Origin of the sequence: Sporolactobacillus kofuensis (assembly GCF_024125425.1) — a bacterium.
Classification (GTDB): domain Bacteria; phylum Bacillota; class Bacilli; order Bacillales; family Sporolactobacillaceae; genus Sporolactobacillus; species Sporolactobacillus kofuensis.
Genome location: NZ_JAMXWN010000002.1, coordinates 118,756 through 144,069 on the forward strand (window position 1 = coordinate 118,756; position 25,314 = coordinate 144,069).

General features: G+C 44.7%; 17 protein-coding genes and 1 riboswitch. Of the genes, 11 read left to right on the forward strand and 6 right to left on the reverse strand.

Annotation, left to right across the window (positions count from 1 at the left end):
- The first annotated feature begins 4 nt into the window (after positions 1–4).
- The 10 genes from NIE32_RS02065 (at position 5) to NIE32_RS02110 (ending at position 15,870) form a co-directional block, all read left to right on the forward strand.
- A complete protein-coding gene (locus NIE32_RS02065) occupies positions 5–1,540 on the forward strand; it encodes an NCS1 family nucleobase:cation symporter-1 (RefSeq protein ID WP_253052822.1) in 1,536 nt (511 codons plus the stop codon).
- Positions 1,541–1,591: 51 nt separating this feature from the next.
- On the forward strand, positions 1,592–2,938 hold the full coding sequence (locus NIE32_RS02070; protein ID WP_253052520.1) for an NAD(P)-dependent oxidoreductase: 1,347 nt from the start codon (positions 1,592–1,594) through the stop codon (positions 2,936–2,938).
- Positions 2,939–2,950: 12 nt separating this feature from the next.
- Entirely contained in the window at positions 2,951–4,213 is a 1,263-nt protein-coding gene (gene preA / locus NIE32_RS02075) for an NAD-dependent dihydropyrimidine dehydrogenase subunit PreA (RefSeq protein WP_253052522.1), read from the forward strand.
- A 3-nt stretch (positions 4,214–4,216) separates the two neighbouring features.
- Positions 4,217–4,435 (forward strand): hypothetical protein, encoded by a 219-nt coding sequence (locus NIE32_RS02080; protein ID WP_253052524.1) that lies wholly within the window; start codon positions 4,217–4,219, stop codon positions 4,433–4,435.
- 1,120 nt (positions 4,436–5,555) lie between these two features.
- A complete protein-coding gene (locus NIE32_RS02085) occupies positions 5,556–7,643 on the forward strand; it encodes a hydantoinase/oxoprolinase family protein (protein WP_253052526.1) in 2,088 nt (695 codons plus the stop codon).
- On the forward strand, positions 7,643–9,412 hold the full coding sequence (locus tag NIE32_RS02090; RefSeq protein WP_253052528.1) for a hydantoinase B/oxoprolinase family protein: 1,770 nt from the start codon (positions 7,643–7,645) through the stop codon (positions 9,410–9,412). Before NIE32_RS02085 ends, NIE32_RS02090 begins: the two co-directional genes overlap by 1 nt.
- Positions 9,413–9,551: 139 nt before the next feature.
- Positions 9,552–10,493 carry a DMT family transporter gene (locus tag NIE32_RS02095; RefSeq protein WP_253052529.1) on the forward strand — a complete coding sequence of 314 codons (942 nt, stop codon included), beginning with the start codon at positions 9,552–9,554 and terminating at the stop codon, positions 10,491–10,493.
- 74 nt (positions 10,494–10,567) lie between these two features.
- On the forward strand, positions 10,568–11,995 hold the full coding sequence (locus tag NIE32_RS02100) for a C69 family dipeptidase (protein WP_253052531.1): 1,428 nt from the start codon (positions 10,568–10,570) through the stop codon (positions 11,993–11,995).
- A gap of 457 nt (positions 11,996–12,452) precedes the next feature.
- The gene (locus tag NIE32_RS02105) at positions 12,453–13,946 is read left to right on the forward strand and encodes a peptide MFS transporter (protein WP_253052533.1); all 1,494 of its coding nucleotides are present in this window, start codon (positions 12,453–12,455) and stop codon (positions 13,944–13,946) included.
- A 322-nt stretch (positions 13,947–14,268) separates the two neighbouring features.
- Entirely contained in the window at positions 14,269–15,870 is a 1,602-nt protein-coding gene (locus NIE32_RS02110) for an SH3 domain-containing protein (protein ID WP_253052535.1), read from the forward strand.
- Between the two features lie 97 nt (positions 15,871–15,967).
- On the opposite strand, the gene ribH is transcribed toward NIE32_RS02110, so the two are convergent.
- The 4 genes from ribH to ribD all read right to left on the reverse strand — a co-directional run bounded on the left by ribH (position 15,968) and on the right by ribD (position 19,471).
- Positions 15,968–16,435: a 6,7-dimethyl-8-ribityllumazine synthase gene (gene ribH, locus NIE32_RS02115; protein WP_253052536.1), complete on the reverse strand. Its 468-nt coding sequence runs from the start codon at positions 16,433–16,435 to the stop codon at positions 15,968–15,970.
- Positions 16,436–16,467: 32 nt separating this feature from the next.
- Positions 16,468–17,655: a bifunctional 3,4-dihydroxy-2-butanone-4-phosphate synthase/GTP cyclohydrolase II gene (locus NIE32_RS02120; protein ID WP_253052537.1), complete on the reverse strand. Its 1,188-nt coding sequence runs from the start codon at positions 17,653–17,655 to the stop codon at positions 16,468–16,470.
- Between the two features lie 70 nt (positions 17,656–17,725).
- On the reverse strand, positions 17,726–18,379 hold the full coding sequence (ribE, locus tag NIE32_RS02125) for a riboflavin synthase (protein ID WP_290443407.1): 654 nt from the start codon (positions 18,377–18,379) through the stop codon (positions 17,726–17,728).
- 6 nt (positions 18,380–18,385) lie between these two features.
- Positions 18,386–19,471 (reverse strand): bifunctional diaminohydroxyphosphoribosylaminopyrimidine deaminase/5-amino-6-(5-phosphoribosylamino)uracil reductase RibD, encoded by a 1,086-nt coding sequence (gene ribD, locus NIE32_RS02130; RefSeq protein WP_290443395.1) that lies wholly within the window; start codon positions 19,469–19,471, stop codon positions 18,386–18,388.
- 207 nt (positions 19,472–19,678) lie between these two features.
- Positions 19,679–19,827: riboswitch (FMN riboswitch) on the reverse strand.
- Positions 19,828–20,365: 538 nt separating this feature from the next.
- Here ribD and NIE32_RS02135 point away from each other — a divergent pair.
- On the forward strand, positions 20,366–22,357 hold the full coding sequence (locus NIE32_RS02135) for a GH32 C-terminal domain-containing protein (protein ID WP_253052538.1): 1,992 nt from the start codon (positions 20,366–20,368) through the stop codon (positions 22,355–22,357).
- Between the two features lie 210 nt (positions 22,358–22,567).
- Here NIE32_RS02135 and fucO read toward each other — a convergent pair whose 3' ends face one another.
- Complete coding sequence (gene fucO / locus NIE32_RS02140) at positions 22,568–23,719, reverse strand: lactaldehyde reductase (RefSeq protein WP_253052539.1); 1,152 nt, start codon at positions 23,717–23,719, stop codon at positions 22,568–22,570.
- A 265-nt stretch (positions 23,720–23,984) separates the two neighbouring features.
- Positions 23,985–24,974 (reverse strand): helix-turn-helix domain-containing protein, encoded by a 990-nt coding sequence (locus NIE32_RS02145; RefSeq protein WP_253052540.1) that lies wholly within the window; start codon positions 24,972–24,974, stop codon positions 23,985–23,987.
- Positions 24,975–25,314 lie beyond the last annotated feature (340 nt).

A 25,314-nucleotide genomic window follows, 5' to 3' on the forward strand; every position in this document is an offset into this window, starting at 1 on the left:
GATGATGAAAACTCAAGTTGAACAAGACGGAATTGTTACATTGACCGGCGAAGCCGCCGAAAGCTTGAAAGATAGCCACATGTTGAATGAAGATTTGCGCCCGACAACCCGAGCAGAACATCATTGGACCGCTTATAATTTCTCTAGCCTTTGGGTCGGAATGTGTATTTGTATTCCCACCTACACAATGGCTTCCGGATTAATTGCCCTAGGTATGAACTGGTGGCAGGCTATTGTGACGATCATTCTCGGGAATTTGATTGTCCTTATACCGGTACTTCTGAATACCCATGCCGGAACAAAATTTGGAATCCCATATCCGGTATTCGCACGCCTATGGTTTGGTTCAAAAGGTGCCCATATACCTGCAATCGCTCGTGCAATCGTTGCTGCCGCTTGGTTTGGTATTAACTGCTGGTATGGTGGGGCGGCGATTGACACGCTGCTCGTATCCATGACCGGATGGGAACACGTTGGTGGGCATCTCTTCATCGCATTTTTCGCCTTCTGGCTCTTAAATGTGGTTGTTGCTTACCGCGGGCCGGAAAGTATTCGAAAAATGGAATCTTGGGCAGCTCCTGTATTGATTGTTATGGGATTAGCTTTATTGATTTGGGCGATCACTGCTGCCGGAGGTATGGGCCCAATGCTCTCCGCACCTTCTAAGTTTCAATCGGCCGGTGAATTTTTCACCATCTTCTTCCCAGCATTAACCGGTACAATTGCCTTCTGGGCGACACTCGCATTGAATATTCCTGACTTTGGGCGTTATGCGAAAAGTCAAAAGGCTCAGGTCATTGGCCAGTCGATTGCTCTTCCAGGTACAATGGGACTCTTCTCATTCATTGGTGTCGCTGTTACTTCAGCAACCGTTGTGATCTATGGTCAAGCGATCTGGGATCCGGCTGCTCTGATGGCACATTTTCCTCCGTTCGTTATTTTCATTGGAACAATTGGCATTATCTTAGCCGCATTAACCACGAATGTTGCCGCAAATGTTGTGGCTCCGGCACGTGCAGCAGAGAATCTGTGGCCTCGAAAAATCACGTTTGCCGGCGGTGCTGTGATTACCGGATTACTGTCTTTAGTGATGCAGCCGTGGTACCTCGTTGGCGATATTTCAAATTACATTTTTGTTTTCCTTGGCGGTTATGGCGCACTGCTTGGTCCAATTGACGGCATTGCCATTGCTGATTATTGGCTCGTCCGCAAACGGAAACTTGCGTTAACCGAACTGTATTCAAGTACCGGACGTTACAGCTATGCATCAGGTTTTAATCGGAACAGTATTTATGCACTGGTAATTGGGATTATCATTCCACTTCTTGGGTTGTTTGTTCCTGGCTTACGCTTCTTATGGGATAACGCCTGGACCTTTGGCTTAATCATTTCCGGATGTATCTACACTTATTTGATGCGACAGGATCCAAGCAAATTGAGTGATGAAGAGTATGCATCGATGACCGTGATCATGAATGCTCCGAAAACAGCGAGTGACGTCACCGGAAACATGATCAAACAAGGACCGGAAAATATTTGATCGAGATGCGGCGACTTAAAAAGCAATGGATTGATGGAGGTGATCTGCACGATGAGTTTGCCGTCTGACGCTCAGTTATGGAAAATCTTTGATGAGGTAAAACCTGATCTAAAGCCGAAAAAGGTGATGGAGGAAGCAAATCGTTGCTTATTCTGTTCCGATGCACCCTGCGTAAAAGCCTGTCCTACTGGAATTGATATCCCGTTGTTCATTAAAAAGATCACAACCGGCAATATGAAAGGTTCTGCACGTGTGATTATGGAGGCAAACCCGATGGGGGCGACTTGTGCACGGGTATGCCCAACTGAAGAATTGTGTGAGGGGGCGTGCGTGCTCAATGATGCATCACTGCCAATCATGATTGGCGACTTGCAGCGGCATGCGACCAACTGGGCAATGAAAAATCATTCCCAATTATTTGAAGTGTCGGAGCCCAATGGATTAAAGGTTGCTATTATCGGTGGAGGTCCTGCAGGCCTATCATCGGCAAGAGAGCTCGCACGTCTAGGTTATCAAGTCACGATCTATGAAAAAAATGAGAAAGCTGGCGGGCTGGATACTTATGGTATCGTTCCATTCCGTTTGCCGCAGGACATCGCACTTTGGGAGGTCGAGCAAGTTGAAAAACTTGGGGTTACCATCCAAACGAATACCGAAGTGGGGAAAGATATTCCAATTGATGCGGTGTTAAACGACTTCGATGCAATTGTCCTTGCCGTTGGCATGGCTAATGTTCCACCGCTCACGGTCCCAGGTGAAGATTTGGACGGTGTCTATGATGCCATTCAACTGATTGAACGCGTCAAGGATGGTCATGTTCGTGATCAGTTTATTGGAAAAAATGCCGTGGTCATCGGTGCGGGTAATACGGCCATTGATGCGGCAACCTGCTTGAAACGCTTAGGCGCTTCACGTGTTCAAATCATTTATCGTCGTACAGAAGAAGAGATGAGTGCTTACCCATTTGAATTCAGTTTTGCAAAGCAAGAGGGTATTGAATTCCGATGGTTAACACAACCGGTGCAGATGATTGGCGATGAAAAAAATCAGGTGGCAAAGCTGGAGTGTATGCACATGAAACTTGGCGATGCAGATGCCAGTGGGCGTTGTCGACCTATAGAGATTGAAAATTCAAATTTTTATATGAATGCGGATGTTGTTGTGAAAGCAATTGGACAACAACGGTATTCATCGTTTATCGAAGCATTTGATCTTGAACATGAGCAAGGTGTTGTAAAGATTGACCCTGAGACCATGCAAACATCAAATCCAAAGGTGTTCGCTGCCGGAGACGTCATCTTTGGCAATGGTAAAGGTGAGGCGATGGTTGTTGCAGCTGCCGAACAAGGAAAGCAAGCTGCGTATGCCATTCATAAACATTTGCTTAGTAAAGTATAAGGGGGGATCGCCTTGGCTGATTTGCACGTCGATTTTGCAGGCATTAAATCGAAAAATCCGTTCTGGCTGGCCTCAGGTCCACCAACGAATACCGGTTATCAGGTGCAGCGCGCCTTTGAAGCAGGCTGGGGTGGCGCTGTTTGGAAAACTTTGGGGGATCCGATTATTAATGTGACCTCACGTTTTGCGGGACTAAATTACGGGGGTCAGCGTGTTGCCGGCTTCAATAATATCGAACTGATCACCGATCGTCCGCTTGAAGTCAATTTACGTGAAATTCGTGAAACGAAAAGAAAGTATCCGGACCATGTGATCATCGCCTCGCTGATGGTCGAACCGCAAGCGGAAAAATGGCATGAAATTGTGAAGCGAGTCGAGGATGTTGGCGTCGACGGGCTGGAACTCAACTTCGGCTGCCCGCATGGCATGGCTGAGCGCGGTATGGGTTCAGCATCCGGACAGGTGCCGGAGCTCGTTGAAAAGCAAACATATTGGGCGAAAGAAGCGGCCGAAACACAGGTCATCGTCAAATTGACGCCGAATATTACGGATATCACAGCGACGGCGTATGCGGCAACCCAAGGCGGGGCTGATGCAGTCAGCATGATTAACACGATTAATAGTTTAATGGGGGTTGATCTCGATACATGGAACACGATTCCCAATGTTGCAGGCAAAGGGACACACGGCGGGTATTGTGGTCCGGCCGTTAAACCGATTGCGTTAAGTATGGTTGCGGAATGTGCCGGTCAACCCGATATGAATCTCCCGATTTCAGGCATTGGCGGAATCGAAAATTGGCGCGATGCGGCTGAATTTATGCTCATGGGTGCATCGAGCGTGCAAGTTTGCACCGCTGCAATGCACCATGGATTCCGAATCGTGGAAGACATGATTGACGGATTGAATAATTACCTTGATGAAAAAGGACTCACATCTGCCATGGATCTGGTTGGGCAAACCGTTTCTAAATACATGAAATGGGGCGACCTTGACCTGAACCATAAAGTCGTTGCCCAGATCAATCAAGAGCATTGCATCCATTGTAATAAATGCCAGATTGCCTGTGAGGACACTGCCCATCAATGTATCGAATTTTTTACCGATACAGAAGGTCAGGTCGCTCTAAAGGTTCGTGAGGAAGACTGTGTCGGATGCAACCTTTGCTCCATTGTGTGTCCTGCAGAAGGCGCAATCACGATGATCGAGCAGCCAACCAGCGCACCGATGACCTGGAATGAACGGCAACGGCTGCTCAGCACGTTTGGGGGGTAAGCAATGCACGAATTTAAACTTTTTACTGAAGAAAAAAGAGAGATTGACGAGTTATTAAACAAGGATTGCTCAATTGTTCGTGTACAAGAGAATCTCGATGGCGCCTTCATTCAATTTACACAGGATGATCAGACCATCACATTACACATACGCACTCCAGACGGACGAAAATATTTAACCAACCAATTAAGTGCCAAACGATTAAATCGGACGATGACGTAAAGAAGGAGAACCATTCAATCATCGAAGCAATGTTAAAAACAATTGTGAAAAAATCGTCGTAACAGAAATGGTGAATCGTAACGAATTGTCGAACCCAATCTGAATGAAACCGAGCCTAATCTGAGTGAACCCGAACCTAATCTGGTTAAGTCGAACCCAATTTGATGGAAACCGAACCCAATCTGGGTAAACCCGAACCGAATCTGAGGGAACCCGAACCCAATTTGAGTGAAACCGAACCGAATCAGTGAAAAACCGAACTGAAGACCAGAAGTCGAACCCAATCGGTGAAAAACCGAACCGAAGACCAGAAGTCGAACCCAATCTGGGTAAACCCGAGCCTAATCTGAGTGAACCCGAACCCAATTTGAGTGAAACCGAACCTAATCGGTGAATAACCGAACCCAATCTGAGAGAAACCGAACCCAATCTGAGTGAACCCGAACCCAATTTGAGTGAAACCGAACCTAATCTGGGTAAACCCGACCCAATTTGAGTGAAACCGAACCTAATCTGGGTAAACCGAACCCAATCGGTGAATAACCGAACCTAATCTGATGAAACCCGAACCCAGTCTGAGGGAACCCGAACCCAATTTGAGTAAAGCCGAGCCCAATCTGGGTGAAACCGAACCCAATCTGGGTAAACCCGAACCTAATCTGGGTAAACCGAACCCAATTTGAGTGAAACCGAACCTAATCTGGGTAAAGCCGAACCCAATCTGGGTAAAACTGAACCCAATCTGGGTGAAACCGAACCGAAGACCTGAAGTCGAACCCAATCTGGGTAAAGCCGAACCTAATCTGGGTAAACCCGAACCCAATCGGTGAATAACCGAACCCAATTTGAGTGAACCCGAACCGAAGACCTGAAGTCGAACACAATCTAGGTGAAACCGAGCCTAATCTGAGAGAACCCGAACCCAATTTGAGAGAAACCGAACCCAATTTGAGAGAACCCGAACCCAAGAAAATGAATTGAACCTACTAAACTAAAAATCAATCATTCTAAGTAAGCATTAAGACTTTTGATCCAACAGTGAGCAGGTATCCAATCGCTTCAACTTTTTAATAATTGCAGATAATCAAAAAGACGAGTTGTGGATGGGGGCTGAAGCTATATGAAACTTATTGGAGTAGACATTGGCGGTACGTTTACAGATGTGATCTATACGGATACGGATACCGGTGTTTCGCGCATTCATAAGACGCCGACGACCACACAAGATCCCTCAATTGGTATGGTGAATGGGATTGCGGAGATTTGTACCCGCTATGGCATTGATCGGGAGAGTGTGGATCACGTGTTTCATGGAACGACAATTGCGACCAATGCCGCACTGGAACATAAAGGTGCGAAAACTGGTTTGATTACGACAAAGGGTTATCGGGATATTCTGCAGATTGGTCGGCACCAGCGCCCGGAAAATTACTCGATTGCCCAGGAAATTCCGTGGCAGGACCGCACCATGGTTGAACGACGCTACCGTCAGACGGTTTCTGAACGGATCGGCGTCCTTGATGGAAAAGCTTATGAAAAAGTTCCGCTTGATGAAGATGCGGTTGTTAAAATATTGGATGGCTTTAAGGCAGAAGGTGTGGAATCGGTCGTTGTCGGCTTTCTTTTTTCCTATTTAGATCCTTCACATGAAGAACGTGTCAAAGCAATCATTCATGAAAAATTCCCCGAGTTTTATGTGACCACTTCAGCGAACATTTCCCCGCAGTTTCGTGAATTTGAACGTTTTGCTACAGCGAGTATGAATGGTTTTGTTGGCCCTAAAATGAAGGGCTATATTGAAAGCTTGGAGACGAGGCTTCGTGAAGCCGGTGTGGCCTGTGATCTCTTGATTATGACCTCAAACGGTGGGGTCGCTAATTCTGAGACAATTGCTGAAAAACCGGTAATGACGCTTCTATCCGGTCCGGCGGCTGGAGTGCTTGGTGGGCAGTGGGCAGGAAAGTTATCGAATCATCAACGGCTAATCACGTTTGATGTTGGTGGAACCAGTGCGGATATTGGGATTGTGACGGAGCACGGATTTTCGGAATCATCGGCTGGTGATACCGAAATTGCCGGGTATCCCGTTCAGGTGCCGATGATTGATATCTATACCATTGGTGCAGGCGGCGGCAGTGTCGCCTATGTGGATGCTGGTGGTGCTTTCAGAGTAGGACCTGAAAGTGCCGGTTCCTATCCTGGGCCAGCATGCTACGGACGCGGCGGCGAATTGCCAACGGTAACCGATGCGACATTGGTGCTTGGACGGCTTGATCCTGATCACTTCTTGGATGGTGAGATGGAAATCTATCCGGAGAAAGCTGTGCAGGCCGTGCAAAAGTTGGCAGATGAACTAGGGCTGGGACTTTATGAAACAGCAGAGGGTATTCTGACGATTGTGAACAACAATATGGCCAATGCGATTCGTTCGCGAACGATTCAAAAGGGCTTTGATCCGCGTGCGTTCAGTCTGGCTGCGTTAGGAGGTGGCGGTCCGATGTGTTCAATTGAAGTTGCGGAAATTCTCGATATTCCTGAAGTTGTTATTCCTCCTTATCCGGGCATCACCTCGGCAACCGGACTGCTCACGACCGATCTGAAATACGACGCTGTACAAACGATTTTCATGTCCAGTGACAAAGTGGATCTGGATTATATCAATCAGCGCTTCACAAATCTTGAGGCTGATATAACGGCTCAATTGGAAGAAGCGGGCTTTGAATCTGAACAAATTTCGCTTCTGCGCTTCTTTGATTGCCGCTATGACGGGCAAGGCTATGAACTGCGGATTCCGGTTGAACCAGGGATTATCGACGAACAAAACGTGATGGACATTTGGAATACATTTCACACCGTTCATAAACGGGAATACGGCCACTCATTCTTTAACAATCCGATCGAAATTGTGAACATGCGTGTGACCGGTGTCGGTGAAATGCCGAAAATTGGTGATCCTGATTTTGCTGAGGGCAGTCATTCACTCGAAGAAGCACTCGTCACTGGCGCACCGGCATGGTTCCGATCCGATGGTGAATTGAAGACGTTCGATACACCACACTACATGAAAAGTAAATTACCGATCGGCGAGGAAATCGCTGGTCCATGTATTATTCTTCAGAAGGATACAACATCAGTGATCCCTCCTGATTGTGTAGCAACCATGCTGGCGAACGGAAGCATCATCGTAAAAATAGGAGGCGAGGCGTAATGGTAGAGACAAAGAAAGGAATCGATCCGATTACTGCTCAAGTTCTAAGCGGTGCGCTGAAAAATATCGCGATTGAAATGGGCCATAAGCTTGCGCGTATGTCTTATTCGAGTATCATTCGTGAATCGAATGACTTCGGCTGTGCGTTGCTCGATGAAAATGGACAGCAGCTCTGTGAGTCGGTGAATAGCACTCCGCTGCAATCTGGGCCTATTCCAGGCTATCTTCGTGGGATTCGAGAAATCATGGCGGAGCGCGGGTACGATTTTAAACCTGGCGATGTCATTCTACACAACTCGTCTTTTTACGGTGCGACACATCAACCGGACTGTGGCTTTTTCGTTCCGGTCTATTATAAAGGTGAATTGATTGGTTTTTCGTGTTCTACTGCGCATCAACTAGATTTGGGGGCACTCTCGCCGGGATCGATCGGAATTATTGATGCGGTGGATTGTTTTGCGGAAGGACTTCAATTTAAAGCGATAAAGGTTTATGAAGAAGGCAAGCCTGTCGATATGGTGTGGCGGCTGATTCGCGATAATGTGCGTGCGACCGATATGGTCGTTGGCGATATGGAAGCACAAATCGCGACGTGTAACATAGGTGCGCAGCGGTATTTGGAGTTGGTCGAGAAATACGGTCTTGAAACCGTACGTGCGGCGCGTGACTACTTAATGGATTATTCCGAACGTATTTTGCGTCATGAAATCTCGAAAATACCGGATGGTACCTATCATTCGGCTGGATATATTGATGGTTATTTGGATAGTCAGGATCCGAAACGAAAAGATTTGAAATTGAATGTTAACCTTACTGTTAAGGGGGATGACATGATTGTTGATTTAACCGGAACTTCCGATCAAGTCGACGATCGGCCGATTAATATGCCTTTTCTGGGGACCACGGATATGGCAGTCTATTTAACGATCCGGACTATTTTGCTTGATTCGAAGAAGTTTGGCTACATTCCTCAGAATGCCGGATTAATGAAACCGATCAAGATTGTCGCTCCGGAGGGTACCTTGGTGAACCCCACTTATCCTGCGCCGACGATTTCACGATTTTGTCCTGGAAACGCACTTGCGGATACGATTATGCACGCATTAGGTCAGGCGGTTCCTGATCAAATTTGTGCAGGGATTGGCAACCTGTATATGGTTGCTTACAGCGGGATGATCGATAAAAAATATTGGGTATACATGGACATTATGGCGGGCAGTTCCGGTGGTCGTTATGGAAAAGACGGGATGGACGCAATTGATGTCCTGTACGCAAATACACGAAATAATCCTATTGAAGATATTGAGTCTCACCATCCGCTCAGTGTGACCAGATATGAGTTTCCCAATCATGCTGCGGCATCAGGCAAATACCGAGGCGGAGTCGGACCAATCCGCGCTATTGAATTTACCAATGAGGGCGGTTTTTCGGTCGAAGGCGAAGGTCAAAAGTATGCACCTTGGGGCTTTGATGGTGGCTACGATGGCACCCCGAGCCAACTCATTTTTACGGATCGTGAGGGTAAAGAAACGTCATTACCTTCGAAAGTTCCGTATAAGAAAACGCATGCTGGTGAAACATTGCGCATTGTGGGGCCATGCGGTGGTGGCTACGGCGATCCTTATGAACGTGATCCGGAAGCAGTGCTCGCTGATGTACGTGATGATTATCTTTCCGTTGAACGTGCGAAATCCGATTACGGTGTTGTCATTGCCGATGATCAAATCGTATGGGAAAAAACTGAACGATTGCGGAGTCTGCATGAATAAGAATGTGACTTTTATATGATGTATTGATGTGGGGGGCCTTTGGCAGTACGTTGTTTTGCAACACGTACTGTTGAAGATCCTCTTTTTCTATTTATTCTCCTGAGATTGTAAGATAATGAGCGTAGAGGAGGGGGCGTTATTGGGTTTTTCAAGAACATTTCTAGCCTATCTTTCAGCGATATTATTTTCAGTGATTATTGGTCTTTCGTTCATGTTTGTTAAACTGAGTATTACTTATGCGGATCCGCTCGATGTTCTTGCCGATCGATTTTCGATCGCCTTCGTGTTCGCGATGGTTGTTCTTGTGGTTCGGCGAATAAAGTTAACGCTTCATTGGCGAGATATTGGGGTGCTCTTACCTCTTGCACTGCTTAATCCTTGTCTCTACTTTTTGACCCAAGCATTGGGACTTGTCTTTCTTCCAGCTTCGGAAGCAGGAATCATTCAAGCGATGCTACCTGTGTTCACACTCATTTTGGCTGCTCTTTTTCTTCGTGAGCGAACAAATGGCATGCAAAAAGCAGCGACAGCCGTATCTGTCCTTGGGGTTGTACTCATTTTCGTCATGAACGGTGTGCATTTTCAACGTGCGAAATGGATCGGGATGAGCGTACTGTTCATCAGTACATTCACGTACGCAGGTTATAATGTGCGTGCACGAACCATGGCGCAAAAGTTTCGGATGGTGGACATGACTTATTTAATGATCTTTGGCGGCTTTCTTTCCTTTAATGGACTTGCGATTGGAAATCATCTCATCCACGGCAACCTTTCTGATCTTTTTGTTCCGTTTACAGATCCGATCGCTCTTATTTCTATTTTATATCTAGGCATCATGGCTTCATTTACGACCTTTTTTCTGTCCAATTTTGCTCTATCAGAATTAGAAGCTTCCAAATTTGGCGTATTCACGAATCTGACAACAATCATTTCGATTTTTTCCGGTGTACTTTTTCTGCATGAGCACTTATTCTACTATCACTATATTGGTGCGTTGATGGTGGTCCTCGGAGTGGTGGGTGTTAACAAATTTCATTTACGTGAAAACACGCATCCTATGATCGAAAAGAAAAATGAGTAGATTATTTCTCTGCTCGAATGGCTGAGCAGTGCTAAAATAGATCTATACGATGACACAAATAAAGGGATGGCATAATGCAACTAAAGAATTCACACAAAGCCTGCACGACGGTGTTAGTCGGCAAAGGCGCAACCATTGATGGTTCAACGATGATTGCTCGGAATGGGGACAGCTACGAGGTGCTTGTTCCGAAGAAAGTGACGGTGCATCCTCATCAGATGCTCGACAAAGATGAAGTGTATGTATCGCCAAACAATCGCTTCACGATCACTTTGCCGAAGGAACGGTATCGCTATACGGCGATTCCGGACCGGGAGGATCGCTATGTCACGTTTGAAGACGCAGGAATTAATGAAAAAAATGTCGGGATGAGCGCAACGGAAAGTATCTACGGTAACCCGCGCGTCTTGGGGTACGATCCGCTCGTTGAAAACGGTATTGCTGAAGATTGCATGGTTACGGTTGTGCTTCCGTACATAAATTCGGCACGGGATGGTGTGCGTCGACTTGGTGAAATCGTTGAGACTTATGGCGCGGCAGAATCTAACGGTGTCTTGTTCTCGGATAAAGACGAAGTTTGGTATATGGAAATTGCGACCGGGCATCAATGGGTTGCGCAACGTATTCCCGATGATTCCTATGCAGTCGTTGCAAACCAGACAGCAATTCAAGAAATCGACCCAGATGATCAAGATAATTTTATGTTGGCTTCACATTTGATGGAATTTATCAATAAGTATCACTTGAATACCGGATTTGACACGATCAACTTCCGTTCTATTTTCGGGACACAGACAGTATTCGATCATCATTACAATACGCCGCGCGTCTGGTACGGACAGAAATACTTGAATCCGGAATGCGAACAGGATCCGATGTCGAATGACCTGCCGTTTCTGCGCAAAGCGAATCGTAAAATTGGTGTGGAGGACATTGCCTATATTCTGGACTCCCACTATCAGGAGACTGTTTACGATCCGCTCGGTGGCGGGAGCGAAGCAGAGCGAACAATGTTCCGGGCAATTTCGCTGAACCGGACACAGGATTCGCATATTTTGCAGATCCGTCCGGATGTTCCAGATGCGCTGGCAGGTGTTCAATGGGTATCGCTAGCCGGTACCTTCAGTCCTTATGTTCCGTTCTATACGAACATCACATCCGTACCGGAAGCCTATGAAGTCACGCCGCTTAAATTGGATCTTTCATCCGCTTATTGGCTTTATAAAACAATCCCTGTGATTGTCGAACCGCATTATACGACGTTCTTGAAGCAGGTCCTCGATTATAAAGGCCATCTGCACAGCCAATTCTTAGGCAAGATTGCCCAGACTGATGAAGCAGCATTAAGTACAGATTCGGAAAAAATTGCTGAACTGTTAACAGAAGCGAGCAAACAGAATGCTGAATTGGCGCTTGAACAAACACGTGAATTACTTAAGAATTTAACGACACAATCTATGTCTTTATCAAAACTGACATTTAACATGGATAAAAATCTATAAGTTAGACTTATTGAAAGTATTAAAGAACCCGATCAGATGCGTGAAGCACGTAAATCTGATCGGGTTTTCTTTGCAAGTAAAGAAAGTAACTGTTTTTAAAGCAAGAGGTTATGAACCAAATGCGTCGGTGCGAGACTTCTGCGGGACCATTCCAGATGATACGAGCCAAGTGAGACACCGCAGATTGCTGGTTGTTTGAGGAGGCTCACAGATCGCTCGCGGCTGTCCTAGCAGATGCGAGCAACCGGAACATTATCAAAACCTGGCATGGCTTAAGTACTTTTTATCTGGGAAACCTAGTGACTGTGCATCGTGCTCTGCTATTTCTTTCCTTTGATTATTGTTGGTGCATTGTGTAAAATGGAACGTTGTTGTGTTCGATACATTAATTTCTCTTTTTCAGAAGAATGGATTCTCTTTTGAAAAATCACAATTAAGATAAGGAGTTTCAGACATCATGAGCACCAATAGCGGGTTTGCAAAAGTCTCGAAACGATCATCACAAGGGACATTTTTGGGTCATCCTAAAGGGTTGTTTACACTGTTTTTTACGGAGTTATGGGAGCGGTTTTCCTATTATGGAATGCGCGCGATTCTTCTCTATTATATGTATGATCAGATCCGGAACGGCGGATTAGGCTTATCGATGGGTGTTGCCGCATCCTTAATGAGTATCTATGGAGCACTCGTATTTATGTCGGGGATTGCAGGCGGCTGGATGGCCGATCGTATCTTCGGATTACGTCGAACGATTCTCTTTGGCGGTGTGTTAATCATGCTTGGTCATATTGTTCTGTCGATTCCAGCAGGGGTACCTGCACTCTTTGTATCGATGGCATTAATTATCATAGGAACCGGTTTGCTGAAGCCAACAATTGCGACCACAGTCGGAACATTATATGCACCGGGTGATCTGCGCCGTGATTCAGGATTTAGTATTTATTATACAGGGATTAATTTGGGTGCGTTTCTGGCACCCTATGTGGTTGGAACGCTGGGCCAAAACTATAATTATCACTTAGGTTTCAGTTGTGCTGCAATTGGTATGGCCATTGGCTTGCTCATCTTTGTTATCAATAGCCGGAAAAATGAAAGATTGACAGGCGGCGGTCCAGTTAATCCTCTTAATGATCTTGAGAAAAAGAGAATGGGCATTTGGCTGATTGTCTTTGTTCTGGCTATTCTGACGCTGGTGATCCTGAGCATTGCACATTGGCTTACGGTGCCGCGCTTTGTCTCAGGCATTACGCTGCTTGGCATTATCCTACCGATTTGTTATTTTACGATGATGATCCGGAGTGCTAAGACAAAACCGGAGGAGCGACTGCGCGTCTATGCATATATTCCGCTCTTTATTGCATCCATTTTCTTCTGGATGATTCAAGAGCAAGGTGCCGTTATCTTAGCAACCTTTGCGGACACACGAACGGATTTGTCACTTGGGCACTTTACGATTCCATCTTCTTGGATCCAATCGCTGAATCCGGTCTTTATTATCCTCTTTGCTCCAATTTTTTCTTACTTATGGATGAAGTTAGGAAAGAAGCAACCATCAACTTCGAAAAAGTTTGCGATGGGCTTGTTCTTTGCTGCTGTCTCTTTCTTAATCATGGCGCTGCCTGGATTCTTGTTCGGCACATCGGTTAAGGTGAGCGTACTGTGGCTCGTTGTAAGTTTCTTGCTGGTCGTTTTTGGCGAATTGTGCCTGTCACCAATCGGGCTGTCCGTGACTACAAAACTTGCGCCTAAAGCGTTCGCTGCCCAAACGATGAGTTTGTGGCTGCTTTCCGATGCCACCGCACAGGCGATTAATGCGAAAGTTGTGCCGCTCTACAACAGCCATACAGAAGTCACGTATTTCACGGTGATGGGGAGTACTGTCCTGGTCATCAGTATGGTGTTATTTCTAACGGCGCCAATCTTTCAACAAATGATGAAGGATGTTGAATAACGGTTCGTACTCATCGTTTCACGTGATTGCATCAAACGGATGATTCGCCTAATCTCCATGATTAGGCGGATTTTTTTATGCCATCACAGAAAGCGTTTGCTATGCGCAAGCAAAAATAATAGAGAACCGTGATCTCAGTTTGTTAGTAACTTTAAGCATCAAATCATTAATCATAGATAGACGCTTTCTATCCAATGTGAGAAAATTACAAGAGTATTATTTGTCGAAACAAACGGATTTACTGAACATGTGGTCGAACTGTTATTCTAGTATTTTCTGATTTACTTATTTTTGCCATTAGGAAGGAGATTAAGAGATACATATGCAAAAGTTTATGATCGGGATCTTTGCGTTCGTGTTGATCCTTGCATCTTTTGGTTTGCCAACAGCAGATCGGGCAAATGCAAGCTCCACTTATTATGCGTATGTCAAATCCTATACGCTGAAAGTTCGTGACAAGGCGAGTACGAAGTATCGAACGCTACGCACGTTAACAATGGGAAATAAGGTCAAGGTCACTCGAAATGTTGGTGCTTTTTCCAAAGTCACTTACGGAAGAACGACTGGCTATGTTCAAGCAAAAAATTTAAGTCGCACGAAATTTCGTTCGTACACTGCCTTTGTCAAATCGTACACATTGAAGATGCGGAGCAACGCGAGCACGCATTATTCGGTGAAAAAAACTTTAGCAATGGGCAATCAAGTCACAGTGATCGGCAAAGGAAACAAATATGCACTAGTAAGTTTCGGTAGTCTTAAAGGCTATGTGCAAAACGCCTATTTGTTGACAACACCATTTCCCTCTTACACAGTTTATGTCACTTCGCCCACACTTAAGTTGCGTGATCATGCGAGCACACATTATCATGTGCTTCGGACCATGCAGTTTCGGGATCAGGTGACGGTTACCGGAAAAGGCGTAAAGTATGCACAAGTCAACGCGAATGGAATAATCGGCTATGTTCAGGCGAAGTATCTTGGCACAACCCCACCACCTACGCTTGGATATATGACAACCCAGTACCCGTATTCACTGAGTGATGCGGTGAATAAACAATTGAAGACGTTGCGTCTGACCGATGCGACGTACAGTTTGTTTGTTCCGAAAAATAATCTTACCTATAACGGAATCCAATGGGAAGCGAATACGGCAACTAATGTTTGGGGTGGTCCGGATAACCAATCATGGGTGGTTACTCAGATAGCGAAGGGAAAAGTGGTTCAATTGGTTCGGTCACTGGACAATAGTGACTGGGATCAAGTCGGCTTCAAAACGGGGTGGGTCAATGCATCTCCTGCAGATGTTCAGTACAATCTGGATCCGAATAACTTTCAAAATGGATCTGCTGAATCTTATCAGTTTCTGGATCTATCGGTGCCCACTGCTGTTAATCCGGATGAGGTTAATAATAAACTTTTAAAAGGCAGAGGGATTCTCGCAGGGAAAGCAGCGACTTTCATTCAAGCAGCCAACCAGCAGCATATTAACGAAATCTATTTAATTGTCCATGCATTACTCGAAACAGGAAACGGATCTTCACCGTTGGCAACTGGGTATTCAGTTTCCAGTGTGAATGGGCAGCCAGTTGATCAAAAAGTCGTCTACAATATGTACGGCATTGGCGCAGTTGATTCAGATCCTAACGAAAAGGGTGCTGAGTTTGCGTATCAGCAAGGTTGGTTTACCCCCGAAGCGGCAATTATCGGCGGCGCTCAATTTATCGCTAGCAATTATATCAACAGCTCTGTCTATCATCAGAATACATTGTATAAAATGCGCTGGAACCCAGCGAATACCGGCGCTGCTGCGCATCAATATGCAACCGATATTGGTTGGGCAGTTAAGCAGGCGCGCATGCTGAAAGACTATTACAATCTGCTCTCTACCTATTCTTTGAAGTTCGATATACCGAAATACAGATAATTAAAACATAGTCAACGAAAAATATGTTTGTGGGTCAAAAACAAGAGGCACCTTTGCTGTGTGACGCAAAGGTGCCTCTTACTCGTTTATTCTTCAATTAGTCCATCATACGGTTAAGGTTTGCCATCTCAATTCCGGATACTGCGGCATCCCATCCTTTATTTCCGGCTTTCGTACCGGCACGTTCAACTGCTTGTTCAATATTTTCTGTCGTGACGATGCCAAAAGCGACTGGGACGCCTGTTTCTAGTCCGATGTGTGCAACACCTTTCGATACCTCGTTACATACATAGTCATAGTGCGAAGTAGCACCGCGAATCACAGCGCCAAGTGTCAGAATTGTATCGTAGCGACCGCTTGCAGCCATTTTCTTTGCAATGAGCGGGATTTCAAAAGCGCCGGGAACCCAGGCAATATCAATCGCTTCTTCGTCAACGCCATGACGGATCAATGCATCTTGCGCTCCTGATAAGAGTTTACTGGTGATGAATTCGTTAAAACGACTGACAACAATGCCAACTTTTAACCCCTGACCGATTAGTTTTCCTTCAAATATTTTACCCATTTTTATTCCTCCTGATAGTCATAGGTTGGTGTTCACAGATGGAGCAAGTGTCCCATTTTTTCTGCTTTTGTCTGCATATACTTTTGATTATCTTGGTTCAGTGGCAGCTCAAGTGGGATCCGTTCATGAATGGAGAGACCATATTCTTCTAGAGCTGAAATTTTCAAAGGGTTATTGGTTAAGAGCTGTACGTGTTTAATTCCTAAATCATTTAAAATCTGTGCAGCTGTATGATAGTCTCTTAGGTCTGCCGGAAAGCCAAGTTCCTCATTGGCCTCAACAGTATCTCTTCCGGCTTCTTGTAATTTGTACGCCTTCAATTTGTTAATAAGCCCGATTCCACGGCCTTCTTGCCGTAAATAGATCACGACGCCTGAACCGTGCTTTTCAATCATCTCTAGAGCAGCGTGAAGCTGGGGCCCGCAGTCACAACGCTTCGAGCCAAAGACGTCGCCGGTCAAGCACTCCGAGTGAAGGCGTACAAGCGTAGGCTGATCTCCGCCAACTTTGCCTTTGACAAGGGCAACGGTTTCTTTATCGTCAAAGGGACTTGTATAGCCGATCGCGGTAAAATCGCCAAATGCGGTGGGTAAACGGGTCGACACAATTCTCTTGATCTCATGTTGTTGGCGGTAAGCGATTAAGTCCTTCACGGTAATCATTTTCAAATCGAAAGTCTTTGCCATTTCTTTGAGTTCCGGAAACCGTGCCATTTGGCCGTCAGCACGAATAATTTCACAAATGACGCCTGCCGGTCGAGCACCGGCAAGTTTTGCCAAATCAACGGCTGCTTCCGTATGCCCATCTCGTTCAAGCACACCACCGTTTTTGGCAATGAGCGGGAATACATGTCCGGGACGATGGAAGTCAGAAGGTAACGTACCCTCAGCAGAAATGGCCCGAATTGTCTTTGCACGTTCAAATGCACTGATCCCGGTTGTTGTGTCTTTATGATCAACACTGATTGTAAATGCAGTACCATGTTGATCGGTGTTTTTTTCAACCATAGGAGTGAATGCAAGTGATTTGGCCAATGACTGGCTTATCGGTACACAGAGTAACCCCTTGCCCTGTGTAATCATGAAATTAATGGTCTCAGGGGTTACTTTTTCTGCTAGAGCAATCAAGTCTCCTTCATTCTCGCGATGCTCATCATCACAAACAATCACGAGTTTTCCTGCCTTGAGGTCTTCAATGGCTTCATCAATTGATGCAAGCATTTATCTTCCTCCATTCAATTTTCTGGTTGCATTGTTCCGTGTTTCTTTGTTTTTGCGAGTTAAGGTTCAACTAGGAAATAAATCCATTTTCCCAAAGTGTTTGGTATGTCAATGGTCCACCTGAAACGGAAGTATGTTCCATTTTTTGTTCTTTTTGGCTATATTTTTGCAGAATATCCGTTTCGATATTGACCTCATCTCCGATCCTTTTGTTCCCCAGTATTGTTTGAGCATTAGTATGGGGGATGAGCGATAGGGTAAATGACTGTACATCAACGTAAAAAACAGTCAGACTCGTTCCATCGACAGCAACAGATCCTTTTTTTACAAGGGTGTTGCATAGTTCAGGTGATGCTTGGATGTTCAGGTAACGTGCATTTCCTTTTGGATGAATCGAGACAATCCGTCCAGTTCCATCCACATGACCGGTCATGAAATGTCCGCCGTATCGACCATCGGCGCGCATTGCTCGTTCCAGATTCAGAGCATCTCCTGTTCTTAGGTTCTTTAATGTTGTTGCGTGTATTGTCTCAGGCATGATATCTGCCGAAAATGAAGTTGACGATAAATCTGTGACTGTGACACAAATTCCATTGATCGCGATACTGTCTCCAATCTGCGTCTCGTCGAGAACTTTTTGACCATGGACAGTAAGACGTATTTGATCTCGGCGCTTCTTAATGGAAATAATTTTGCCGATTTCTTCAACGATACCGGTAAACAGGGTGGATCACCTTCTTTTCGGAGTCAAAATGATCTTAAGATCGTCTTCGATGCGTTCAACATGAGTTAGGGTCATCTGTTCTACATCTGCAAGTTTCGGAATGCCTTGGCCACCTATTGCAGGTGTTGCGTCCCGTCCGCCAATCAGTTTGGGGGCGAGATAGGTAATCACTTGTTGATAAGCACTTGCCGTAAGGAAACTTCCATGAATCGTTGCTCCACCTTCAACAAGCAGCGCCGTGATTTTCTGTTCGCCTAGATAGCGCAGGACATCTTTAATCATGATCTGTTCTGAGGGCATAGAGATGATCCTGACCTGCCTGCTTTGCATACGCTGCTTCTTGTCGGCATTAATCTTGCTACCTGTGATGATCCATGTCGGTGCCAGTTGATCGGTGATCAGCTGCGCATCTTCTGGAATACGTAAATGCGTATCCAAAACGATTCGAAGAGGATTGCCCTCGCCACCATCCGTATGGGTCGTTAGGTTTGGGTCGTCCGCGAGTACGGTCTTGATGCCAACAAGAATGGCATCATGCGTCTTGCGAAGCTGATATCCGTCCAGACGGGAGCCATCACTCGTTATCCATTGGCTTTCTCCAGCGGCTGTTGCTGTTTTGCCATCAAGACTGCATGCAATTTTGAGCGTAACAAATGGCAAGCCGGTTTTTATATAGTGAAAAAAGAAAGGATTCAATTGATCTGCTTCCTCTTTTAATAGGCCAGTCTCGACGATGATTCCTGCCTGGCGCATTTTAGCGATGCCCCGACCAGACACTAGCGGATTTGGATCACTGGAGGCAATGACCACCTTTTTCAACTTTTTCTTGATGATGAGATCGGCACACGGCGGCGTTTTTCCAAAATGTGAACAAGGTTCTAGCGTTACATAGAGTGTTCCGCCCTCGGCACGATCTCCCGCCATCTGAAGTGCATGGACCTCGGCATGCGCTTCTCCCGCCTTAAGATGGGCACCGACACCAACGATCTCACCGTGATTGAGAACGACCGCGCCAACAGCAGGGTTAGGACTTGTTTGACCCACCGTTGCTCTCGCTAAATCAAGGGCCAATTTCATATACTGTTCATCCAATGAAGACACCTTCTTTGAAAACTATTTATTGCACATGAAAAAGCCCTGGAGGTAAATCCCCAGGGCATGATGACAGAATGAAGAAACGTCCATTGAACTTAACGCTAGAGTCCGTACAAAAATTGATGTACACAAAGAACACGATGAGCAATACCAATTTAAAAAATCTCTGTGTTGACACGTGTAGCGTGGTTCATTGAGCATTATCTAATCCTTCTCCCATCCAGACTTTACTGTCGGCTTCAGTTTCTCACTGAATCAGCCACTGCAAAAACGAAGCAGCGGGTCGCGGGCTTAGACTAATTCGCTCAGTCATCACCGCCGGTTGGGAATTTCACCCGACCCCGAAGGAACATAGACTATTCAATTGCCTTGATCATAACATGATTGCTTCAAGTTTGCTAGTCCCACTCGCGCAGTATAAGTTAGATTCCTTTTTTGAACAGCTCCATTTTTTTCATGCAAGTGTATCTCAAACTGCTTAATAATGCGGTGCATTCCAAAATTTAGTGTGTTAGTTGGGCGATCAGTGTGTTAAAAATTCGCTCGTTCTTTGTTTAGTGTGCCGGACATCTTACAAAAATTGGATTAGTGTTTTAAAATTCATTATTTAGTGATCGAAATAGTTATCGGCTAATCTGTCGTCCTTAGCTTTTTTCCCAATTTAGCAGGTTTCTGAGCAATTAAATTTGTTGACACACAAATTGGAACGAAAGTTGCTTGAACTAACTTGTAGAATTCCAGCGAGGGGAGCAAGGACGTATAGAAAGCTGGGATCTGCGAAAACTAATGACTTCTTTCACTAGTCGTTCGTGATCGGTTGAGTTTGTAGACAGATCGATCAATAGCTTATTCATTTTAATGTAAGCGTTTTTACAAAAAGGAGGATTTTACGTGAATAAAAAAATTATTAAAATCTGTGTCGCACTCATTGTGATTATCGGCATCACATTACCAAATCTTCCCTCCCAGGCAAAAGCGGAAGGTTCTTCTTATCAGGAAGCTTACCGGGATCAGTATCATTATTCTGCGCAACAAAATTGGTTGAATGACCCGAATGGATTGATCAAGTATGACGGTGTCTACCATATGTTTTATCAATATAATCCGAACGGCAATGAATGGGGCAATATGTCTTGGGGCCACGCAACGAGTACGGATCTGGTGCATTGGAAGGAACAGGATGTTGCGATTCCGGAAAGTGATGACAATGCATGGGTTGATTTCTGGATGAAGACGAAGGACGATGCGAAGCCGGTTCATTACATTGGGCGACCAACAACCAACTGGGACGTATGGAACCCGAACGGAAAACGGTATATCTTCAGCGGATCTGTAATTCTAGATAAAGACAACGTTGCAGGATTTGGGAAGAATACGTTGATTGCTTACTATACAAGTACCTATCAGGTTGCCGTTAGGGGCGATGATTATAGTAACGATCCTTGGGGAAATCTCTTAGGGATTCGTGAAGTTCAGGAACAGAACATGGCATACAGCACGGATGGGGGAAAAACGTTCATAAAATATAATCACCAAAATCCCGTTATCCCCGTAACTCAAGTGCCGACGGGAGACACCGGAAACTTCCGTGATCCGAAAGTGGTTTATGATGAGGCGAATAAAGAATGGGTGATGCCGCTTGTGTCCGGACAGGAAGTCGATATCTTTACTTCGACCAATTTAAAAGATTGGACGTACCAGTCGGCAATTCAGCGGGAACATGACGTCGGTAACGGAGTTTGGGAGTGTCCCGAATTAATTCCTATGAAGGTAAAGGGAACGAATCAGACGAAGTGGGTTCTTTCCCTAAGCGTGCAGCAAGGTGCTCCTGCAGGCGGTTCGGGGATGCAGTATTTTATCGGTGATTTTGATGGAAAGAAGTTTATTCCGGAAACCAATGAGACGATAAAGAATCCCCAATGGCTGGACTATGGTGAAGATTTCTATGCGGGTGTGACGTTTGGCGAAACGCCAGGACGTACGATTATGTTGGGCTGGATGTCCAATTGGAATTACGTCGGTGAACAGAAAACGTCACCATGGCATGGTGAAATGACATTGCCGCGTGAATTGACTCTTGTTCAGAATGGGGAAAAGGGTTATGTCTTGAAACAGACTCCGGTCAAAGAAGTCAATAAACTGAGTCAAGGAACTGTGCGACTCGGTGATCGAAAAATAAATGCAGTGGCTAAACTCGATAAGACGTCGCCGATTACGGAGTTCTCAGGTACACAATATAAGGTGAGTGCTCACTTCTCCTGGAAAAACAATCAGAAACCGAATCGCCTTGGGTTTAAACTCAGAGAATCTGAAGATGGTTCAAAATTTATTGAAGTGGGCTATGATCCGCGGAATCAGTTGGTGTATATTGACCGGACGACAGACGGGGAAAACATCCCTCGGAAAAACAGCCAAGTGAAATTAAATGGCGATCCAACGTCAGTGAAACTGACCGCTTATGTGGATGCATCCTCGATTGAAGTGTTTGTTAACGATGGCGAAAAAGTTTTGACGCAGGTTGCCTACCCGAATCCTGAACATCCGCTCGATACGAAGAAGTTATCCTTCTTTGCCGGAAGTGGGAAAGTGAAGATCACCAATGCGATTGGATCACATTTTAAAAGCATCTGGGGCAACAATCCGACGATAATGGGTCCCAGCTACAAGGCACTAGACTATGGTTCACCCTTTAATGCATTAGACGGCATTCAAGCGCAAGATCCCAAAGATGGTGATCTAACATCAGCTATGAAGGTATCGGGGGATAACATAAACACGAAAAAACCGGGCATTTATCGTGTAAACTATTCCGTTTCTAATGCTGCGGGAGTAACGGCACTGCACAAACTGACCGTTCTGGTCAAGCAGCGGGACAAAAAGTAAGCGTTATGGGCATAGATTGGCCGCAACTTCTAAGCGTTGTGGCCATTTTTATTTACATACTTTTTGATACGCTCTGTGCGATCATGAATCCAGAAAAATATTTGTCCTAAGTTACTTTACTAGAATAAAGAGGATCAAGCTGATAGGCAACAGCTTGATCCTTAATTAGAATCTGATCACTCAATTACTCAGTTAAGATCAACTTTAAACTTATAATAACGATTGATAAAGTTCAATAATTTCTTCTCGATTCGTGTCTCGAGGATTTCCTCCTGTACATACATCTGCCCGTGCATCTTTTGCAATCGATGGCAGATCTTCTTTTTTAACCCCTAGTTCTGTAATGTTTTGAGGGATCCCCACGTCTTTACCGAGTTGTTTTACAGCTGCAATGGCCGCATCGCGCACCGCATCCAGTGATAAGCTATCGGCATTTTTTACACCCATTACTCTTGCGATGTCGCGATATTTTTCTCCGGTAAATGCTTTATTGTATTCCATAATTGTTGGTAAAAGGGATGCACATGCTACACCATGGGGAACGTTATACCATGCACTTAATGGATGCGCCATCCCGTGAACGAGACCCAGACCAACATTGGAGAAACCCATGCCTGCTATATATTGTCCTAAAGCCATTGCCTCTCGACCTGATTGATCGCCACGTACTGATGCTCTTAAGGAATGGCTGATTATTTCAATTGCTTTGAGATGCATCATGTCGGTAAGCGCCCAAGCACCTTTCGTAATATAGCCTTCGATTGCATGGGTTAGGGCATCCATTCCTGTTGCTGCACATAACGACTTCGGCATACCCATCATCAGGTCGCTGTCGACAAAAGAGGCGATTGGAATATCATGTTGGTCAACACAAACAAATTTACGGTTATGTTCTTTATCCGTAATCACGTAATTGATCGTTACTTCTGCAGCTGTGCCAGATGTCGTAGGAACGGCTAGAATAGGGGCACTCGGATTCTTAGTTCCTGGTTCACCCTCTAAGCTTACGATGTCTTCATGTTCAGGGTTTGTAATGATTATTCCAATCGCTTTAGCGGTATCAATGGATGAACCACCACCAATGGCAAGAATATAATCTGCATTCGCTTTTTTATAGGCCGCTAGTCCTTCACGCACAACTTCCAACGTCGGGTTGGGTATAATTCCATCGAAAACCTCGTATTCATTATGGTTTTGGTCCAATAAATCCATAACTTTTGTCGCTACATTGAATTTGATTAAGTCTTTGTCCGTTACGATCAGCGCTTTTTTAAATCCACGATTTTTTACTTCAGCTACAATTTTGCCGATAGAGCCTTTGCCGAAATAAGATGTTTCATTTAAAATCATTCTGTTCACCATAGTAAACCCTCCTTGTGAATTAATTCACATAAATTTCTATGAAAAGACTTCTGTTTTTAGGGAAAAGTCTAACCCTCAAGTTCCTCCTCAATCATGAAAATAGTGCATGATTGAGGAATAGATTGAAAACGAGCATTTACATTTTAAAGCGCTACATGATTAATAGTTCTAGAAAACTTATAAGAAAGCGTTTTCTTTAGCTACCAATATAGCACGTTGTTTTTAGAAAAACAATGTAATTTTTTTATTAGTATCCTTTTGATTCTCATAAGCCTTGCTTTGTTCTCTCTTCACTAGGTAATCGATTAAATGCTTTTTTGTATGCTTCATAGAAATAGGTCTTATTTGTAAAACCGACATCTTGAGCAATGGCACTAATCGTTTGATTTGTTGTGTCAAGTAAAAGGCGGGCACGGTAAAGACGTTGTTTCGTAACGAGCTGTGTGAAGGTGAGCCCAGTCTTCTCTTTGACAACATTACTCAAGTAATTTTTGTTGTAGCCTAATTGATTGGCTGCTTTGGACAAAGTGACATCACGATAATTTTCTTCAATCAATCGCAGAATAGAGATGATTTTTGTGTTGCTTGGATAGGGTTCCTTAAAATCAGAAAAAGTGTAATTGCGTACCAGTTCAGTAAAAAGGATCGGTAAATAAAGTCCGACGAGTTCACTGGAATAATCCTTGGACAAAAAGTACTCGATGATCATTTGCTTCATAATGTTCTGGATGTGATTGACATCGCTGACATGAAAAAGAATATAATCTCTAACATTATTAACGCCTGTAATCGAATTCAATAGAAAGTCAAAGAGAAGGCTTCTGCTTTGTTTCACGCTGTTTAGCCACTGAATACTTATGCTGTTATTTCTGAAAAGCATATTGATGAGAATATCCTCTTCCCCGAGCGCTTTAATTTCATGACTACTTCCTGCATCCATCAGTAGCAGTTCTCCTTGCCTGAGTGTTACCGGATAGCCATCGACAAATTGCTCACATGACCCAGAATACATGTAATTAATTTCAAAAAATTGATGGGAGTGTAAAGGATAGTCGGCAAAACGATCATGCTTGCTCATATAGATCTCTTTATTTTGGAAAAAGTACTTGTCGAGCAGTTTCACCTTTCCATCAGCGGTACTGGTTGTGTAATTTGGGATGTCTTGGAGATGGGTTCCTTTTACCTTCTGTTCTTTTTCAATCGAAGTAAGCTGAAATAATTTTTCTCTTAGTTGATCAATAGGTGAATCGATCATTTGCTCACTCCTGTTCTATTGATACGATTATTCTTATCTGCTAATAGTGTAACATATTTATGAAAACGATTGAATTAATTGGTAAACGCTTACTCGAAATATGTTAGTGGCAAGATAAAATGGAAAAATTTAAGCCAAATAACAGGACAGAAAAGCTGGAAGGCAACGATTTCTGTTCATTAGAATACTATCTTGATCCCGGATTGATTGTCGCTGGTGCTAGTGGGTTAAGCTACTTGCAGGATTCCTGATAACTGGAATTGTCATAGGTGCAGCTGTTTGGCATCCCCGTGGAAAGTCACTGACCCAAATTTCTGAAGAACGATAGAGTGGTCGTGCA

Bases quoted from the DNA above. Each gene is read 5' to 3' on its own strand.
- NIE32_RS02065 (WP_253052822.1), top strand. From the start codon at position 5: ATGAAAACTCAAGTTGAACAAGACGGAATTGTTACATTGACCGGCGAA.
- NIE32_RS02070 (WP_253052520.1), top strand. From the start codon at position 1,592: ATGAGTTTGCCGTCTGACGCTCAGTTATGGAAAATCTTTGATGAGGTA.
- NIE32_RS02080 (WP_253052524.1), top strand. From the start codon at position 4,217: ATGCACGAATTTAAACTTTTTACTGAAGAAAAAAGAGAGATTGACGAG.
- NIE32_RS02085 (WP_253052526.1), top strand. From the start codon at position 5,556: ATGAAACTTATTGGAGTAGACATTGGCGGTACGTTTACAGATGTGATC.
- NIE32_RS02090 (WP_253052528.1), top strand. From the start codon at position 7,643: ATGGTAGAGACAAAGAAAGGAATCGATCCGATTACTGCTCAAGTTCTA.
- NIE32_RS02100 (WP_253052531.1), top strand. From the start codon at position 10,568: ATGCAACTAAAGAATTCACACAAAGCCTGCACGACGGTGTTAGTCGGC.
- NIE32_RS02105 (WP_253052533.1), top strand. From the start codon at position 12,453: ATGAGCACCAATAGCGGGTTTGCAAAAGTCTCGAAACGATCATCACAA.
- NIE32_RS02110 (WP_253052535.1), top strand. From the start codon at position 14,269: ATGCAAAAGTTTATGATCGGGATCTTTGCGTTCGTGTTGATCCTTGCA.
- ribH (WP_253052536.1), bottom strand. From the start codon at position 16,435: ATGGGTAAAATATTTGAAGGAAAACTAATCGGTCAGGGGTTAAAAGTT.
- NIE32_RS02120 (WP_253052537.1), bottom strand. From the start codon at position 17,655: ATGCTTGCATCAATTGATGAAGCCATTGAAGACCTCAAGGCAGGAAAA.
- fucO (WP_253052539.1), bottom strand. From the start codon at position 23,719: ATGGTGAACAGAATGATTTTAAATGAAACATCTTATTTCGGCAAAGGC.
- NIE32_RS02145 (WP_253052540.1), bottom strand. From the start codon at position 24,974: ATGATCGATTCACCTATTGATCAACTAAGAGAAAAATTATTTCAGCTT.